This window comes from Shewanella oncorhynchi (assembly GCF_030848765.1).
Taxonomy (GTDB): domain Bacteria; phylum Pseudomonadota; class Gammaproteobacteria; order Enterobacterales; family Shewanellaceae; genus Shewanella; species Shewanella oncorhynchi.
Window position 1 is genome coordinate 3217392 of the sequence record NZ_CP132914.1, and the last position, 17024, is coordinate 3234415.

At 43.5% G+C, this 17024-nt stretch carries 19 protein-coding genes and 1 pseudogene; 12 read left to right on the forward strand and 8 right to left on the reverse strand.

What is annotated here, in order from left to right:
* Positions 1-252: 252 nt before the first annotated feature.
* The 3 genes from RA178_RS14530 to RA178_RS14540 form a co-directional block, all read right to left on the reverse strand.
* On the reverse strand, positions 253-1116 hold the full coding sequence (locus tag RA178_RS14530; RefSeq protein ID WP_306682465.1) for a hypothetical protein: 864 nt from the start codon (positions 1114-1116) through the stop codon (positions 253-255).
* Positions 1117-1243: 127 nt separating this feature from the next.
* On the reverse strand, positions 1244-1390 hold the full coding sequence (locus tag RA178_RS14535; RefSeq protein ID WP_306682467.1) for a hypothetical protein: 147 nt from the start codon (positions 1388-1390) through the stop codon (positions 1244-1246).
* Positions 1387-1845 (reverse strand): hypothetical protein, encoded by a 459-nt coding sequence (locus RA178_RS14540; RefSeq protein ID WP_306682470.1) that lies wholly within the window; start codon positions 1843-1845, stop codon positions 1387-1389. The genes RA178_RS14535 and RA178_RS14540 overlap by 4 nt, the downstream gene beginning before the upstream one ends.
* Before the next feature lie 193 nt (positions 1846-2038).
* Between RA178_RS14540 and RA178_RS14545 the strand changes: the two genes are divergently transcribed.
* The 12 genes and pseudogenes from RA178_RS14545 (at position 2039) to RA178_RS14600 (ending at position 11527) form a co-directional block, all read left to right on the forward strand.
* Positions 2039-2797, forward strand: a complete 759-nt coding sequence (locus tag RA178_RS14545; protein ID WP_011071076.1) for an IS5-like element ISSod6 family transposase — start codon at positions 2039-2041, stop codon at positions 2795-2797.
* A 429-nt stretch (positions 2798-3226) separates the two neighbouring features.
* Positions 3227-3406: pseudogene (locus tag RA178_RS14550) on the forward strand (hypothetical protein); the annotation flags it as partial.
* 306 nt (positions 3407-3712) lie between these two features.
* Positions 3713-4309: an HAD-IB family hydrolase gene (locus tag RA178_RS14555; protein WP_306682478.1), complete on the forward strand. Its 597-nt coding sequence runs from the start codon at positions 3713-3715 to the stop codon at positions 4307-4309.
* Between the two features lie 23 nt (positions 4310-4332).
* Positions 4333-4707: a hypothetical protein gene (locus RA178_RS14560; RefSeq protein ID WP_306682480.1), complete on the forward strand. Its 375-nt coding sequence runs from the start codon at positions 4333-4335 to the stop codon at positions 4705-4707.
* Positions 4708-4852: 145 nt separating this feature from the next.
* The gene (locus RA178_RS14565) at positions 4853-5305 is read left to right on the forward strand and encodes a hypothetical protein (protein ID WP_306682481.1); all 453 of its coding nucleotides are present in this window, start codon (positions 4853-4855) and stop codon (positions 5303-5305) included.
* Between the two features lie 352 nt (positions 5306-5657).
* On the forward strand, positions 5658-5966 hold the full coding sequence (locus RA178_RS14570; protein WP_306682482.1) for a hypothetical protein: 309 nt from the start codon (positions 5658-5660) through the stop codon (positions 5964-5966).
* A gap of 57 nt (positions 5967-6023) precedes the next feature.
* A complete protein-coding gene (locus tag RA178_RS14575) occupies positions 6024-6539 on the forward strand; it encodes a ClbS/DfsB family four-helix bundle protein (RefSeq protein ID WP_306682483.1) in 516 nt (171 codons plus the stop codon).
* 30 nt (positions 6540-6569) lie between these two features.
* The gene (locus tag RA178_RS14580; protein ID WP_306682484.1) at positions 6570-7226 is read left to right on the forward strand and encodes a Vat family streptogramin A O-acetyltransferase; all 657 of its coding nucleotides are present in this window, start codon (positions 6570-6572) and stop codon (positions 7224-7226) included.
* A 189-nt stretch (positions 7227-7415) separates the two neighbouring features.
* Complete coding sequence (locus RA178_RS14585; protein ID WP_306682485.1) at positions 7416-8252, forward strand: AraC family transcriptional regulator; 837 nt, start codon at positions 7416-7418, stop codon at positions 8250-8252.
* A 128-nt stretch (positions 8253-8380) separates the two neighbouring features.
* Entirely contained in the window at positions 8381-9220 is an 840-nt protein-coding gene (locus RA178_RS14590; protein ID WP_306682487.1) for an AzlC family ABC transporter permease, read from the forward strand.
* Complete coding sequence (locus tag RA178_RS14595; protein WP_011789923.1) at positions 9217-9519, forward strand: AzlD domain-containing protein; 303 nt, start codon at positions 9217-9219, stop codon at positions 9517-9519. Before RA178_RS14590 ends, RA178_RS14595 begins: the two co-directional genes overlap by 4 nt.
* Positions 9520-10234: 715 nt before the next feature.
* Positions 10235-11527, forward strand: a complete 1293-nt coding sequence (locus tag RA178_RS14600) for an aerolysin family beta-barrel pore-forming toxin (protein ID WP_306682490.1) — start codon at positions 10235-10237, stop codon at positions 11525-11527.
* 116 nt (positions 11528-11643) lie between these two features.
* Here the strand turns inward: RA178_RS14600 and RA178_RS14605 are convergent, their stop codons facing one another.
* The 5 genes from RA178_RS14605 to RA178_RS14625 form a co-directional block, all read right to left on the reverse strand.
* Positions 11644-12357 carry a helix-turn-helix transcriptional regulator gene (locus tag RA178_RS14605; protein WP_028760503.1) on the reverse strand — a complete coding sequence of 238 codons (714 nt, stop codon included), beginning with the start codon at positions 12355-12357 and terminating at the stop codon, positions 11644-11646.
* Positions 12358-12466: 109 nt separating this feature from the next.
* Positions 12467-12916 (reverse strand): GyrI-like domain-containing protein, encoded by a 450-nt coding sequence (locus RA178_RS14610; protein ID WP_173248657.1) that lies wholly within the window; start codon positions 12914-12916, stop codon positions 12467-12469.
* 87 nt (positions 12917-13003) lie between these two features.
* On the reverse strand, positions 13004-13387 hold the full coding sequence (locus RA178_RS14615) for a VOC family protein (RefSeq protein WP_028760505.1): 384 nt from the start codon (positions 13385-13387) through the stop codon (positions 13004-13006).
* A gap of 174 nt (positions 13388-13561) precedes the next feature.
* Positions 13562-15283 (reverse strand): phospho-sugar mutase, encoded by a 1722-nt coding sequence (locus RA178_RS14620; protein WP_306682492.1) that lies wholly within the window; start codon positions 15281-15283, stop codon positions 13562-13564.
* 166 nt (positions 15284-15449) lie between these two features.
* Positions 15450-16988, reverse strand: a complete 1539-nt coding sequence (locus RA178_RS14625) for a hypothetical protein (protein WP_306682493.1) — start codon at positions 16986-16988, stop codon at positions 15450-15452.
* Positions 16989-17024: the final 36 nt, after the last annotated feature.

A 17024-nucleotide genomic window follows, 5' to 3' on the forward strand; every position in this document is an offset into this window, starting at 1 on the left:
TACCCCTTAACCGATTAAACGGCGAACAGACGGGACGCGATTAGCGGCATAGACAACGCCGACAGCAATCGCCACAAAAGGCAGGTATTTTTTAAGCATGGTTTTCCCCTTGGGATACGCTGCCTCGCGGCAGACTATAAGCGCCTCACGGCGGGTTAACGAGCCTACGCTTCATAGCGTTAGCTAAGTGCGCTTATAGGTATACGGGGATTTTGAATATAAAAAAAGCGTACCCGTTAACGTGTACGCTCACTACCATTCGATACTTGAAAGAGAAAAATCACTTTCTTCATGAAGGTGCCGTAAATAATCGACACCAAAGCTTGAAAGATCACCATCCTGATCTTCTTGTATCATTATATTTAGATCATGATACTTTCTGGAGTTAATTCCATTATTAAATTCAAAGAGCAAAGCTTGGGTAACAAGTAATTGAACTCTAATGGCAGAATTCAATAAAGTAATCATTTCAAATGATGACGAATTGGAGTCTTGCGGTATATCATAAGCCACAGACAAAGGGAACTTACCATGCAGCATCAAATTTCTTAGTTCTCTAACAGAGTGTAAATATCTGCCAGCCCCTGACTCTTCCTCGTTTAAATCAATACCATTCCTATTTATAAATCTTTTGAATTTAACATCAAAGTTATTACAAAAATGACTAAAATTGTTTGGATATGAAGATGCCTTTAAATTTGATAATATTTTACAACACTTAACAGATGCATCATATAGGTTTCCGCCAGAATAATGTTTCTCAACGAACCTATACAACTCTTCCATCGCATTACAAATATATATAAATCTGGTAATAGCTGTCGAGTACTCCGATATTAATCGAGATTCATCCTCAAGCATTTCATAATGTGTATCACATGCAAACGCCGAAATACTTTGATGTGACTCAAAAGCGACATCGACACTATTCAAATCTGCCCCAAGCCTTAGCCACTTACCCACAACATCTGTTTCTGCAGTAATACTTACCTTCTGATTAGTCCTGCGGTTATTTTTTTCATATATAGACGTATTATCTAAGTAAAAGCAAAACTCTGACAACTCATATGCATGAAGCCTTAAATGTCTAGATTTTTTGCAAATAGGACATGGCATATTTTCCTCCTGAAAACTTTGACTCATTTACGAATATTCGTTATGAATTTAGTAAATCACATTATTAAATAAAAACTCAACAATAGCTGGAACTATTTTTTCATGTTAATGAGTAAAAATATATGCCTTAGTCTATTAACTTCATCAGCTCAGTTTTGATATTAGCAATATTTTCTTTGACCACCTGATTTGTGTTCATATCTTTCATCACGTAATCAAGCGACACCAGCTTCGCCAACACACTTGGGCTAATATCCATTTCAGCGGCCATCATACGGCGGCGCGGCTTAGGCGACCACAGCGGATAATGGTCGCGTTACCTAAGGCGGTTTTATCGAATTCGGCTGGGCGCTGGGTTAAGGCAAAAATGGGCGCGAGGCCACGGGCGCGGCCTTTGCGTATCACCAGTCCCCACCATGGCGGCGCTTTACTTGGGCTTGTGACATCGGCAATTTCTTCGGCGACCACGGCAGCATTACACCAGCTAAAGGCACACAGTGCCCACACTTCAAACAACTTAAAGTTAGTGGTGACAAAGCGAACCTTTAACGCGCCCCTTGGGTAACGCCTGAGAATATCCACCAATGCGGCGGCGGTGGTCACTTTAACAATGCCCTCAAGCTCGCCGTATTCATCTACTGGATCCCCAATAATCACTCGAGGGCTTAAGCTCGGCCTTAACGTAGCTCGACTTTGCTGACCCCGTAGCACCACAGACAACCAGCACATCAGCCTTGCGGCTGTTATCAATCAGCTTTTTCGGTGGTCTGGTCATCGTTTTTCACCTCCTTTTCAGCGTGGCGTAGAACAATTTAACTAGCCACAATTTAACTAGGGTCTGTTGATCTTTCGAGAGTAATTTTTAGACAGCATGGCAAGACGTTATAATTTGCTTCGCCAAAAGTAACCATAACCTCAAGCCATGCCAAGACTTATGCTAACCGATGCACGCTGGGAAAAGCTATTTCATTTAATGAAAAGCACAGGCCGTGTTTATGACAAACCTGAACATAGACAAACATTCGAAGGTATTCTTTACCGCCTTAGAACAGGTATCCCTTGGCGAGATTTACCTAAAGAGTTCGGTCATTGGAGCACGGTCTTTAGACGGTTTCATTTATGGTCTAAGAAAGGCGTTCTAGCACATTTATTCAAGGCCTTAGCCAACCTTGCTGATATAGAATGGGTCTTTATTGATGGCTCGATAGTGCGGGCTCACCAGCACAGTGCAGGTGCAGCGACGCTAAGTAATGAGAGTATTGGTAAAAGTCGAGGCGGTAATTCAACCAAAATTCACTTAGCCGTCGACAGCGGAGGATTACCGATTTATTTCGAATTATCAGAAGGCCAAAAACACGATATTACACACGCCCCCAGCTTAATTGAGCACCTGAAGCAGGTTGATACCGTCATTGCAGATAAAGGTTATGACAGCGATGCTTTTCGTGAACTTATCGCAAATAAAGGCGGGAAATCTGTTATTCCAAGGCGCCGCTATAAGAATACACCTCAAGAAAGAGTCGATTGGTGCTTATATCGGTATCGACATTTAGTGGAGAATGCTTTTGGAAGAATTAAGCACTATCGAGCAATATCAACAAGATATGACAAGCTAGCAAGAAATTACGCCAGTATGGTGTCACTGGCGTTTATGTTAATGTGGCTGCCGATGTATTGCTGAACAACATTTGTACAGCAAAGATCAACAGACCCTAGCCACCCATTGTTAAATTTCTAAAAGTGGTAATAAGCATTACTCGGTTTGCTTTGCATGACTTGCAAACAAGGCGAAAAAACAAGACACCCACATGTTTCTGAGATAAAAAAGTGCTTATCTAAAGCATCTACGTGAAAATAAAAGATGATAGTGTTAAAACTGCCGCTAAAAGGTACACCGGAATTAACGAAATTAAGCACTATCATGGAAGTGACCGTTGACGGCATGGATGCCGTCGTCGAGCCCTCAGGGATGAGTTGATGGCGTGTCACTGGAATGAAAGTGCTTAATTGTGTCGCTGGATTTATAGTTTCAACATCAAGGCAGTGAGCGTTGGCAGCATGGCAGCCTTATGCATTCAACAATCATCCCCGAAATCACATAGGAACTAAGATGTTTTCCATGCGAAAGATAATTCTCCTACTGATCATGCTAAGTCTTGGCGCATTGCCTCTATATGCTCCAGCACAGCACACCAGCGCGTTATGGGGCAAAAAATACGCTGAGGTGAAATCGAGTTTATTGGCTGCTGGCTGGGTATTAGCACCCGTAGCAGAAGATGAAACGCCAATGGCAATATACTGATTTACTTGATGAATACGAAATAACAATGGAAAAATTGTCAACGCTGATTGCGAGTCTCAGTGATCATCCCTGTAAGCTCGACCGTGACATCCATGCCACAAACGGTCACTTACATAAATATGCTTTATTCATTCAGTCATGTGTATCCTGTTGCTCGACGAACTTGTGTTCTACCTGATAACGTTTTTCTGACTCACGGTGCATGAGTTACACTAGGTAAGCATTTGAAATAAAAGAAAAGAGATGATTAATGATAGCACCTACACTTAATATCAAAGCAGGCTCGGAAAATACATGAATCTCGCATTATTTGATTTTGACGGCACAATAACCGATACGGATATGTACACTAAATTTATACGATTTACGGCTTCTAAAAGACGAACTGTCGTCGCGCGCTGTTTATTATTACCGCTTTATTCACTGTATAGAATTGGCTGGTTTCCGGCACGAAAACTAAGACCGATTGTTAGCTATCTTGCCTTCCGTGGTCGTGATTACCAGCAATTAAATACTATGGCTGCTACCTATGCCCAAGAAGTGATCCCCAAACATGTCATGCCACATGCGCTAAACAAAATCCGCTGGTACCAAGAAAATGGCGATACCGTCGTAGTTGTTTCAGCGTCACTCGATGTCTATTTAAAACACTGGTGTACTCCGCTCGGATTAACGTTAATCAGTAGTGAGTTAGAGGTAAAAAATGGCATTTTATCGGGGTATTATGCAACAGGTGATGTCAGTTGTGAGACAAAGGCAATAAAAGTCAGACATACTTTCGACTTAAACAGCTACGAACGTATTTACGCCTATAGTGACACAGCAGAAGATCTGGCAATGTTACAACTTGCACACGAAAAATATATGAACTGGAATGAAGTCACTTACTAGAAAAATAATACCAAGGGATCACTATGTACTTCATTGCTGCTTTTGGTTTAATGATGTTGTTATTAAGTCTAGTGATGGCTGTAAAGCCTGAGTCTTTCTCTAAGGGGATTATTTCATTTAGCGAGCAGCCCTACTTCCATATTGCTGAAGTGTTTAGTCGAGTTATTACGGGTCTCATTTTTACCCATTACTCAACCGATACTCAGTTTCCACAGACCATTTTTGCGATAGGTATTGCATTGTTCAGTGTTGGAATGGGCTTGGCGTTAACGCCTCCAAGGTTACATAGGAAGTTTGCGCTATGGTCTGCTCAATACTTCAACAATAAATTCCGTTTAATTGGTCTATTTTCCATCCCGCTATCTTTGCTACTTATCTATTCTGCTGTTGGCGCCTAAAAAATAGTATGCAATCCAACAACAAGGATTTTGTCACAATAATTTAGTTTTAGCTAAAGCAATCGCAACTTGTAAAAAACAATGCTAAGGTAATGATTCGTATAACAAGTATAGCTTTCTAAGCAGAATCTGTCGGAGAAAAAGGATGTTTATCAGATATATTTTAATGCTCACTGCCGTGCTGCTATGCCTTTACCCTGTTTGGGGATTAGTGAGCCCAGCAAGCTACTTGCAGGAGATATTAGAGGTTTATCCCGATGCGGAACAAGCCAGTCATACTCAAGTACGAATTACGGCGGCTATTTTATGGATAAGCAATCTGACGCTATCATTTGCGTTACTATTTATTGCAAAATTCATTAGACAACCTCAAACGTACAAATTCGCGAAAATATCGTCTATTGCATTAATTAGCTATCCATTTATTCTGACGATAACAGAGGCAATTTCTCACAGTATTCTATACCGCCACCTAGAACATCCTACGTTGACAATCGAGTTTTCAGCGCAAAAATTGTTCTATTTCGTATTTGGCCTGATCATTCTGGGAATTTATCAATCCCAACAAGAGTACAAACGCGCAAAAGAGAATGGTTAATTTATCAACATATTTTGAGGGAAAACCATTGAAGTTCTTTACCTCTTTTATTTTTGCTTTTATTGGCTCAAAATTATTATTCAAATACTTCGATTTTCACTACGATATTTTTAGCGATCCTTTTGAACCATTGAAATTTATTATTGATACGGGTGTGTTCGTTGTTATTTTTATATCAACACAGATACTGTATGAAAAATATTGGGAAAAACGAAGAAACAAGAACAGCCATGATTTCCCCGACTAATGCACATAGGGATAATGCGCATAGGACTATGAATAATAAATGCTGTTAACACGCTCAAAAACGCTAAGCGACCAACCGAAACCACATAGGAACTGAAAGCTTTATATGCGAAAAATCATTCTCCCACTGATCATGCTAAGTCTTGGCGCATTGCCTCTATATGCTCCAGCACAGGACACCAGCGCGTTATGGGGCAAAGAATACGCTGAGGTGAAATCGAGTTTATTGGCTGCTGGCTGGGTATTAGCACCCGTAGCAGAAGATGAAACGCCAATGACAGAAGATTACCCTGAAATCACCTGTGGTAACGGCGCGATGGCCATTTGCTCTGTCGGCTTTAAGCGAGACAATAGTACACTTGCCTTAGTTGTTGAATCTATTGAACAAGAGCTTATTGTGACAGGTGAATACTAAACAGCCCAATAGATGATGTTAAACTCAGCCTAAGCATCTAATGTAGACGAGGTAGTGATGTCATCTATCCCCCAATCAAAACAAGAACTTGAATTGGCTATTTATTCAGTTTTCCCCAAATTGATAGCAGACTATCGTTCAATCCCAGCCCAAATGTCCCGTGTGTGCAGCATAGAAGGAAACATCAAAGGTACACAAATGAGTGTAAGTGATACCGTCGCTTACCTTATTGGTTGGGGTAAATTAGTGCTCAAATGGTACGAGTTAACATCGCAAGCACTCCCCGTTGATTTTCCCGATACGGGCTATAAATGGAATCAACTGGGATTATTAGCAGAGCGATTTCATCATGAATATAGCCAATGGCAATATACTGATTTACTTGATGAATATGAAATGACAATGGAAAAATTGTCAACGCTGATTGCGAGTCTCAGTAATCAGCAACTGTACGGCATAACTTGGTACGATAAATGGACTCTGGGCCGTATGATCCAGTTCAATACTTACTCCCCGATGAAGAATATGCGTACCAAAGTACGACGATTCAAAAAAGACAATGCATTACCCTAGTAAACAACTCTTTTAAGCACGGAGGTATTCATGCCAAGTACCCGCACTCCCCCGCAATTAGGCCCAAATCCCAACGATAAAGCGCCGATGAAAGGCTTCCCTCAAGTTGGATTTCTTAAAAACTTTATTACCCGCGAGAACATTATCGTCGGTGATTACACTTATTATGACGCTCCAGCTGGTCCTGAAAGGTTCGAGTCGAATGTGCTTTATCACTTTGACTTTATTGGCGATAAACTGAATATCGGTAAATTCTGCGCCATTGCGAAAGACGTGAAATTCATTATGAATGGCGCCAATCATCAAGTATCTGGCTTTTCAACTTATCCCTTTTATATCTTCGGCAATGGCTGGGAGAAAGCGGCGCCCAAGCCCGAAGATTTACCTTTTAAGGGCGACACCTGTATCGGTAACGACGTGTGGATTGGTTATAACGCCACTATCATGCCTGGAGTGAAGATTGGCCACGGCGCCATTGTTGCCAGTCAATCCGTAGTGACAAAAGATGTGCCACCCTACGCTGTGGTTGGCGGTAATCCTGCCACAGTGATCAAGCTGAGATTCGAGCAAACTGTGATAGATGAGCTTGTTGCCATCGCTTGGTGGGATTGGCCGATAGAGAAAATCACTCAACACCTTGAGGCTATCGCGGGGGCAGAACTCACAACATTACAGCAGGCAACCTAAATAACGCCTATCGCGAGCAAGACTGAACGAAAAATCTCAAGCGACAAGCATTAAGCAACAAACATTAAAAAAACGCCATTAAACGCAAACAAAATCCAATATGCGCAATTTTGTACAAAAGCACTGAGGGTTTCTGGGTTACTATCAGGCACAACCCGCCCATTCATACACTAAACACGGAGGCCTAGTGTGAACACAGAACATGCGGCCTACCAGATTGCCGATGAATTAGGTGGCCTCGAGTTACTCAATGCCCACTACCATAAACAAAACTTTAGTCGGCACACCCATGAAGGTTATACAGTCGGCGTGATTGAAACGGGGGCGCAGCGTTTTTATCGCACAGGTGGCAACCATGTGGCGCCAAAGCACAGCATCATTCTCGTTAACGCCGACGAAGTCCATAATGGCTGTAGCGCCACAGAGGGCGGTTGGTCCTATCGTGCCATGTATCCAGTACCCGCACAGTTTGCCAATATTAACAGTGAGCTAGCATCAAACCGCGGTGCGCCCTATTTCCCAGAGCCCGTGGTGTACGATCCTGAATTAGCCGAATTACTGCGTTTCACCTTTACGACTTTAGATTCATCGGACAATCGATTACTGCGCGAAAGCTTGGTCTATTCCAGCTTGACACAGTTGATGACACGCCATGGCAAGAATCGCCCAAGCGATGACCTCGCTGTAATCGCTAAGCCTGCGTTAGCACTGGTGAAATCCTTTATCGACGATCATCCTGCAGCCGACATCTCCCTTGAAGAGCTGGCAACACTCGCGGGATTAAGCCCCTATTATTTGCTGAAGCAATTTCAGCGTTATTACGGCTTACCGCCCCACGCTTATCAAATTCAGGCCAGAGTGAGACTCGCCAAAGGAAAAATCAAACAAGGCACACGGCTACTCGATGTCGCCCTCGATTGTGGTTTTCACGATCAAAGTCATTTGAATCGACATTTTAAAAAGACTGTCGGTGTTACGCCGGGGCAATTTGCCAAAGAAATAGGCCGCAATATTATCCAAGCCTAAACAACCACTTTAGGTTAATCTACCATGCTCATTCTTGCTTTCTCCTTGATTAACTAAGCAAGCAAGCTTATCCAAGCATTCATTGTTTAATAGCGACCCTCGCGTCGCCGCTATTTTTAGGAGCCAAAGTGACCACGGACAAGCTTATAAAACCTGATGTTTATCCTATGCATCCTGCAAAAGCCAAAGCCTTTTTAAATGGCACTATTGCCATGCTGCCACTGACAATAGCGGTTGTACCTTGGGGGATTTTAGCGGGCTCCTTCGCCATTGAGGTTGGGCTAACGCCCATTGAGAGCCAAGCTATGTCAGCGATTATCTTTGCGGGCGCGGCTCAATTAGTGGCACTGGGCATGGTGAAAGCCGGTATTGGTCTGTGGAGTATCTTAATTACGACGCTACTCATCACCTCACGCCATCTGTTATATGCAATGGCGATGCGCAGTCAAATCAGTCCGTTGCCGTTAAAGTGGCGCCTAACATTGGGCTTTTTGCTCACAGATGAACTGTTTGCTATAGCCAATCAAGGCAAGTTGCATAAGTTCGACCCTTGGTACGCCCTTGGCGGCGGTTTGAGTTTCTATATCGGTTGGAACATCGCGACCCTACTTGGCATAGTGGCGGGCAATGCTATCGAGAATTTAGGTGAGTTGGGATTAGATTTTGCCATCGCAGCCACCTTTATCGCTCTGGTCGTTCCTACCATAAAAAAGCCATCGATTCTCGTCTGTGTATTAGTGTCGCTCACCCTAGCAGTGGTATGCGCCGTTTTTAAAATTCAAGCGGGACTGCTCATTGCCGCCATTGCGGGAATGACGGCAGGTGTACTTTACGCCAAAGTGACCAAGGAAGCGGAACGCGCAGAACAATCAGTAAGTCAGTTAGCAAGCACACAGGCCAAAACAGAAATGGATACAGGAGATGGGCCTGACATTAAGACAAAAACATTGTCAGGAGAAAAAGCATGATTTGGTTAATGATCTTTTCAATGGCGGCGGTTGTGTTTATCAGTCGTCATTTACTACTTGAGCCTAAACTACCGCTGCGATTAAGTAAGGGCACCCAAACCTTTTTAAGTTACTCAGCCCCTGCGGTACTCACTGCAATCTTTGCACCCATAGTGTTTGTGCAAGAAGGTCAGCTTGATCTCAGCCTAGATAACAGCTATCTCATCTGCGCCATAGTCGCTACTGTGTTGGCGCTCGTCACCCGTAATACCTTACTGACCACAGTGCTAAGTATGGGACTATTTTTCTTTATCCACTAAGTCAACAAAGAGTCAGTGTTCAGCAACTGCACTGACTCTTGCATCAATCACTTACACTGTCCCTACCACTCTTTTACACAGCCTAACCCCTCTGAGACATCGCCCCCTAGAAAATTACTTCCACGTTATCTTGATTTTCCACAATCTTCATATATTTAGACTCTTATGTCTGTGCAACTAATAGTATCGGCTTTAACGGTATTTCACACATCGACGATAATGAAAGAGTGATGGTATTTATCAGCAATAACAAAGACTCAAACAATAAAAACAAAATACTTAACCTAACCATATTCAAACTATTTAGTCTCTAAAACGTCCATTCAGAAATGTTATTTACTGTATCTATTACAGCACTCATCTCAGTATAGTTCTCGGTATAGCTCTCGAAATAAAGAGTCCATTCAAAAGGTTTTACATAATAAAATGCCGCATAAATATTAATCCACATTCAAAAACCAACCCACTAAAAATTAAAGTAAATACACTATATTATAAAGTTTTAAATACCGTTTAAAAATAAATAAATTAACACTTTTAACCAAACTTAAACACATCTTAAATTAATTCATTTTTATTTTGTTTAATAAAAATAAAAGTGCTAGTTTTTAGATGTGCCTAGCAGTAATGATTATTTATATGATTTATGACTACATATAATTGCCATCGGCGCTCTCAATGAAAGGACGTATTTTATTAAAATAAAGGAACAATCATGAGAACAAAATCTAGCCTGAGTATATTAACTTTATCCTGTTTAACCGCACTTGGAACTGTTTCTTTGTTGGCCGAAGCCGCTATTCCGAATACTATTCCAAAACTGTCAATGGTAGAACACGCTGCCCCTGATCTTGATTCGCTTAAAAATGATGCGATTAACGATCCCTCGTTTATCAGCTCGTTATTCTCCTTAGGACACCATCTTGGATATGCATGGGCTGGCGGTACGGCATCCCAGTATGTTGGTGAAGACATCGAAGTCAGAAGGGAATCGAGCAACGAATACAGTCTTAAAGCCCGCTATAACGGCAATGATCCTTATGCAAGCGGCTACAGAGCGAATGAACGTTTGAAGGTAAATTTACAAAATATTCATTTCGTCACTAATCCTCAAAGTCTAAAGTTAGGTTCACCTCAAGTTTATGATCGTGAGGCTATTTATACTGCTCCTGTGGTTATCTATAACTGGGGCGATACCGAAGATACCGGTGTGGCCACCCTAAACTATGATTACACCACTAGCTGGGCCAAAACCGATAATTTCTCCTTCTCCGAGAAAATTGGCGTAACCAATAAATATGAAGTGGGTATTCCAGGAATAGGTGGAGCAAGTTCTGAAATCAGCGCCGAATTTTCTGCCAGCCAAGGTTGGAGTGAAACCGACGGCAAAAGTACAACGATTTCGAGTCAGGCGCAGTACCGCGCAATTATGCCGCCTCGCAGTAAACGTTATATATCAATTACCCTATTTAAACAAAAGGCGGATGTCCCATACACCTCAAGTTTATATATGATGTACGATATAAAATATGAGAACTTCTTAAAATGGGGAGGTAATGCGCATATTAATCATCCGACAAATAGACCTAACTTCCCTTACACCTTTGGCGGAGCGAATGCGAATAATTTAAATGGGCCAGAAGCCTTAGTCGATCAATATCTTCATCAAGATATAAATGGTTATGGTGTATGGGATTGGCCTGCAGCGATTAATTCGGCACAGTCAAAAAGTGGGTTTGAGTGGCAATTAGCGAATATTGTTAGACAACATGGCGCACCTATCAGCGGTAAATTTACCGCAATAGATTCGAGTCAATTTAATATCGATGCCAGTGAATCCTATCCACTAACGGATGAAGACATTGCTAATCGTCCTAAAAGCGCTCAAGAATTAGGACTGAGTCGCAATATTCAGGTTGCCGTCGGCGAGCTCCAAAACAATGATGAAGATGGTTTAATCAAAAAACTGAATATTTCGCAATCAAGTGAAGTCATGTTAAACAATTAAAAACGGTGAGCTTAGACTCTCAATAACAGCTATGACACCAGTATCAGAGAGATCTCGATACAACTAGCGAATTACTAGAAAGTTACTAGCAAATTAGAAATGTAATACAAAGCCACTCATTCGAGTGGCTTTTCTTTCGCTTCTGCTCGCGCCTTCGATTGCTCATCCATCAGGCAAATATAATCTTCAAGCTCTTGCCCGAGAGTGAGATCAAAATGACGGTTTAACCGCACAAGACCTGTGATGCGATCGACCCTGAAATTACGAAAATCAGCACGTAGCTCACACCATGTCAGTAAGGTCCAAGTACCACGCCAAAAATAGATGGCGAGCGGCCTAACTTCCCGCTCGGTGACATCCAGTTTGACGTCTTGATAGAAGAGTTTGACGTATTCGCGGCGCTGAGCCGCATTACGGAGGGGATCGAGGAATTGAAACTCATTGGAGTCGAGGTAAAAATCTGGTGAAAACATTAGGGATTGATAGGCTTGTAATCGTTTAGGTAGTACGGCTTCGACTTTGATCATCGCCTGCCTCGCTGCGCTACCAAGCTCCTTACCACCCCAAGTTTGCACCATACGCATGCCAACTTGAATCGCTTCGAGTTCGGCTTCGTTAAACATCAAGGGCGGGACATTCACCTCATGGCGCAACAAATAGCCGACACCCGCCTCCCCTTCAATGGGAATGCCACTTAAACACAAATCCTGCACATCACGGTAAATCGTGCGTGTAGAAACCTCTAACCGCTCAGCCAACTCTTGGGCTGTGGTTAAGCGTTTATGTTTGAGAATTTGCACTATTTGAAATAGGCGGTCAGCGCGGCGCATTAGCTCTGGTTTAACCCTTTATCTATCAATCAGTTGATTAAGTATTATTATCCTAGATCAATCGCTGGTATGTCTTTGAATACACACTTGAGTGTTTTTACGATTTGAATCATAAAATCCCGATATAGATCTCAACCTCAGTAGCACTAAGATAGACTTCAAAATCCGTTTGATAGCGTCGCTGATGAGAGCAATCAGCCGCGCTAAAATAACCCCACACTTGCCCCCAAAGATCGATAACACACTGGGGCATATCACCCTGAGCGGTGAATTTTAGGTACTTGCCCGCGTTAAGCTCCAATGGCGTAAAATGACTTGCATCAACAGGGGCATCAATTGCCTTACCCACCAGCACAGAAAACTCGCCATTCATGTCTGACTCATAGTCATAATACACGCCATACATGGGCGAATTGAGCATAGCGGTGAGCTGGGATGATTCAAAAAAGGCTTGCCACAGACTACCTATTCTCGCGCTATCGACAGACATTTCTGCCCGATTATTCGTGCGGGTGCTTAGTCCAAGTAACGGTCGAGCATCAATATAAACCACATCCATCTTTGTTTCTTCCATAGAAATCTAAACCAATAGGTTAATGTTAGCGTCGTGCCTAAGGGCACGACGCTAACAATTTAACACTCGAAACTACTTATCCTTAGACCACAGACCGACTTTATTGCCTTCACTATCGGCAAATAACGCGATGTAACCACACTCTCCACCATTAATCGGCGTCACTGGCAGCAAAATATTCACATTGGCGGCAGCGAGTTTATCCACTAGCGGTTGTAAGTGGGTGCTGAAATGCAAATACACTGTGCTGCCCTGCATTGACGGCTGACTCATACTGCATTTGACTAGCCCTATGCTCGCCGCACTCGCATCCTCAGTGACTATGCTCGCATATTCCATGTCTTCCATATCGTCACGTTTAAACTCAACCCCAAAATGCTGTTGATAAAAAGCAATGGCACGGTTCATGTCACTGACAGGAATTTCACCCCAAACTAACGGTGCAATAGATAACATTTTCACTTTCTCCTTGTTGAAAAAATATCAATGATTCAAAACCTTATTCGTACAATTCAGGACAGAATCATTAACGGGCGACAACAAGAATAAAACAAGGCTACTGACAGCATGATGTCAGTAGCCTTTTAATAAAAGTGAATTTTGGCGTTTTAACTTAACCAGCAACCAAGATTACTTTGGCAAACTGGCTTGATGTGCCTGAATAAAATCATCCATGGCTTTGCTCGCCCTCGCTTGGGCGCTGGCTAAGGTATCTGTATCAACCATAGTTTCTACCACTTCGTAGTAGCACTTAATTTTAGGTTCAGTGCCAGATGGTCTGACAATCACCCGAGCCCCACCCGCTAAGCAGTAAGTCAATACATCGCTCGGTGGTAAGTCGATTTTCTCAATATTTCCATCGGCAAAACGACGCTCAAGCGCCTTTAAGTCATCGGTTGAGAGCACATCTAACTCACCAATCTTCACAGGTGGATGCTCGCGCAAATAGGCGCCAATATTGGGCGTGTCAGGTTTTAAGGCAATGCTCACCTGCGCATTGAGATGGAAGCCATGCTCACGGTAAATTTGCTCGAGTCTGTCCCAAATCGTTTGCCCCTTCGCCACCTGCTCGGCAGTCAATTGGGCAAATGCCACCAGCGCCGACAAGCCATCTTTATCCCACACCATACTGCCAACTGTGTAGCCAAGAGCTTCTTCATAGGCAAACAGGAATTGATCCTCAGGCGAAGTTTTTGAAATCCCCACATTCATCAGCCACTTAAAGCCGGTGAGCGTGGTAAAGCTTTGCGTGCCAAACCCTTGAGCAATTTTAGATAACAGGCTCGATGACACTATCGTTGTGCCCGTAAGTCTTTGATTATTTTTGGTGTGAGATAGCAAGTAATGCCCAAAGAGCACACCGACTTGATCGCCAGTCAACATCTGATACTCGCCATCCTCTTTACGCACTGCAACCGCAAAACGGTCGGCATCGGGATCGTTAGCACAGGCGAGCATAGCGCCGTGTTTTTTCGCCTCGGCAATCACTAAATCCATCGCACCCTTTTCTTCAGGGTTTGGGAAGTTCACCGTCGGGAAATCGCCATCGGGTTCACGCTGGGAGGCAACCGAATACACTTGGGTGAAACCGGCATCTTTCAATACCGTTTCAGCCATTTCGGCACCCACACCGTGCATGGCGGTATAGGCTAAACTGACCTTTTCAGGAGCGGTATGGTTTTGCAGCACCTCAGCTTGCTGCACGCCATGGCGATAGCTTTGGTAAAAATCGTCCTGCAGGATAATTAACTTACCTTGTTTTACCGCGTCATCATGCTCTAAAAACGGAATCGCTTGATTCGCGGCGCGCTCAATTTGCGCGGCAATACCAGAATCGTGGGGTGGAATAATCTGCGCGCCATTCTCCCAATAGACTTTATAGCCATTGTATTGCGGCGGGTTATGACTCGCAGTCACCACAATGCCCGCTGCCGCATTAAAATGTTTTACCCCAAAGGCCACCAGCGGTGTTGGCGCTACTTTGGACGTTAAGCGCACCTTAATCCCCATAGCGGTGAGCACACTCGCCGCATCATGGGCAAAATTAAATGAATCGTGGCGGCCATCATAACCAATCACCACGCCACGCTCGGCTGCATCTTTAATCTGATCAAGTAGATACGCACCAAGACCAGCAGAGGTTTGGCGGATCACCAAACGGTTCATCCCCATAGGCCCAGCGCCAACGACACCACGTAATCCTGCGGTGCCAAATTCCAAGCGCCCCGCAAATCGCGCCGCGAGTTCGGCTTCATTGCCGCTATCAATTAGGGTTTGTAACTGGGCTTGAGTGCGAGGGTCTGGATCATTTTCAAGCCAATGGTTTACCTGTAACTGCAGATGGGTATTCATATCACGCCTCATTGAAAATCATTTGCAATCACCTTAGGAAAAAGCACGTAGAAGAACAAGCTAATTTGCATTAATTTCAAAATGAGCCAAGGGTATTGCCATAAAAAACGCACTATCTAACAGGTCATGCCAGATAGTGCGTTGGTTTTAAACTTAAACGCCAACATTAGCGCGAGGGTAAAGTGCCATCAAATACACGTACTTTGATATTCTTTTTCAGATTATCTTGGTCTTGTTGCCATTCTTGCCACTGGGTGAGACTGATACTGAGCTGCAATGAAAAATCAGTAGAAATCCACTGTTTTTGCCCTTGAGTATATTTAGGTGCAGGGACTATGTTACTGGGTCCAACGAAGGACGCAGAACACATAAAGGTTTTGAAGTACACTTGGTCAATCGATAAATCGAGGGCGCTGGGCGATGTTAAACATTGACCACTGCCCGGCTCTTGATACGAAGCAAATTGGTACATGATTGCCGGAGTATTATTAGTGCTATCAGGAACGGATGCGGTTTGATGGCAAGATAAACAGCTACTTAATGCATTATCCGCAGGGCCATTTAAACGCCCATTACACCCTAAGTGTCCCGCATTGGTGTGCTCATTCAAACGGCCAACGACCTCTTGAAATACGGCGCTATCCTTAAGCCCTGTGATTGGGTTTTGAGGGAATGCTGCCGCTCCCACTGTTGCTGGCGGCGTGTCATTCCCCCACATTAATCCCAGAGGTGAGATACGATCCCAAGGATTTTTCTCTTTCGCTTTAAACTGACCATCGGCGACAAAAGTGCCATAGGCCCAGCCCACGGGTGAACGGCTGTCGCGCACTGCAATATCAAACTGCAATAAGTACACATCGGCGACAGAGCGCGGGCATTGCTCTGTTTCCTGTTGGAAACTACAGGCACTGCCATCGGCGTTTTTACATACACAGAAATCACTGGCACTGATATTGGCTTGCCAAACAGGTACATTTTCAAGGAAAGGATAATTATTAGGCGTTGCGGTAGTGAACAGTAACTTGCCAATCACACTGCCTTCATTAAATGCAAAATTTTGCTGGGGCATCACAGGTGATGGTGCCCCGGTCCATACCTTGCCAATGCTGTTTGCCGCCTGAGGATTATAAAAGCCCACCGCCCACATAGTGGTTTTAAGGGAGCCTTGGCCTTTTATCTCCATAGTAACGGGGGCTTCTCGGGTCAAGCCATGGATAAATTCCCGCCCACTCATGGGATCATAGGTCTGATAGGGAATATGGTACCAAGAGCGCACCTTGTTGTTACACAGATCCCAGTCTTTACTGACATCGCCTTTGTCGATGTTTCCCTCTTGGATGTACTTCATCACAGCCCAGAGGTATTGCTCAGCTTGGGTATTTTTATCACTTTCACTCAGATTTTTATCGAAGGGATTGAATTTAAGCCAAGGTGCAGCGCTATCTGGTTTAGCACTCGAATAAGCATCACTGAGGCTAAAAATAGGCCCCTTCCAGCCAGAATAAGCTTGGTTGATAATGACTTGATTGTCCCACATGCCTGTTTTTGCAAAAGCAGGATCTTGGAAGTAACTTGGATAGGCTCCAGTACAGGTTGAGTTTGCGTTAGATCTAGTGTTAGGCGATTGTTTATCTGCAGCTTTTACGTTGACTGCTGTCAATGAACAAACGGTGAGCAGAAGTATGGCGGTAATGTTGAGTTTCATAATATCGTCCTTGAAGAGTATTAGTCCTAAAAACTC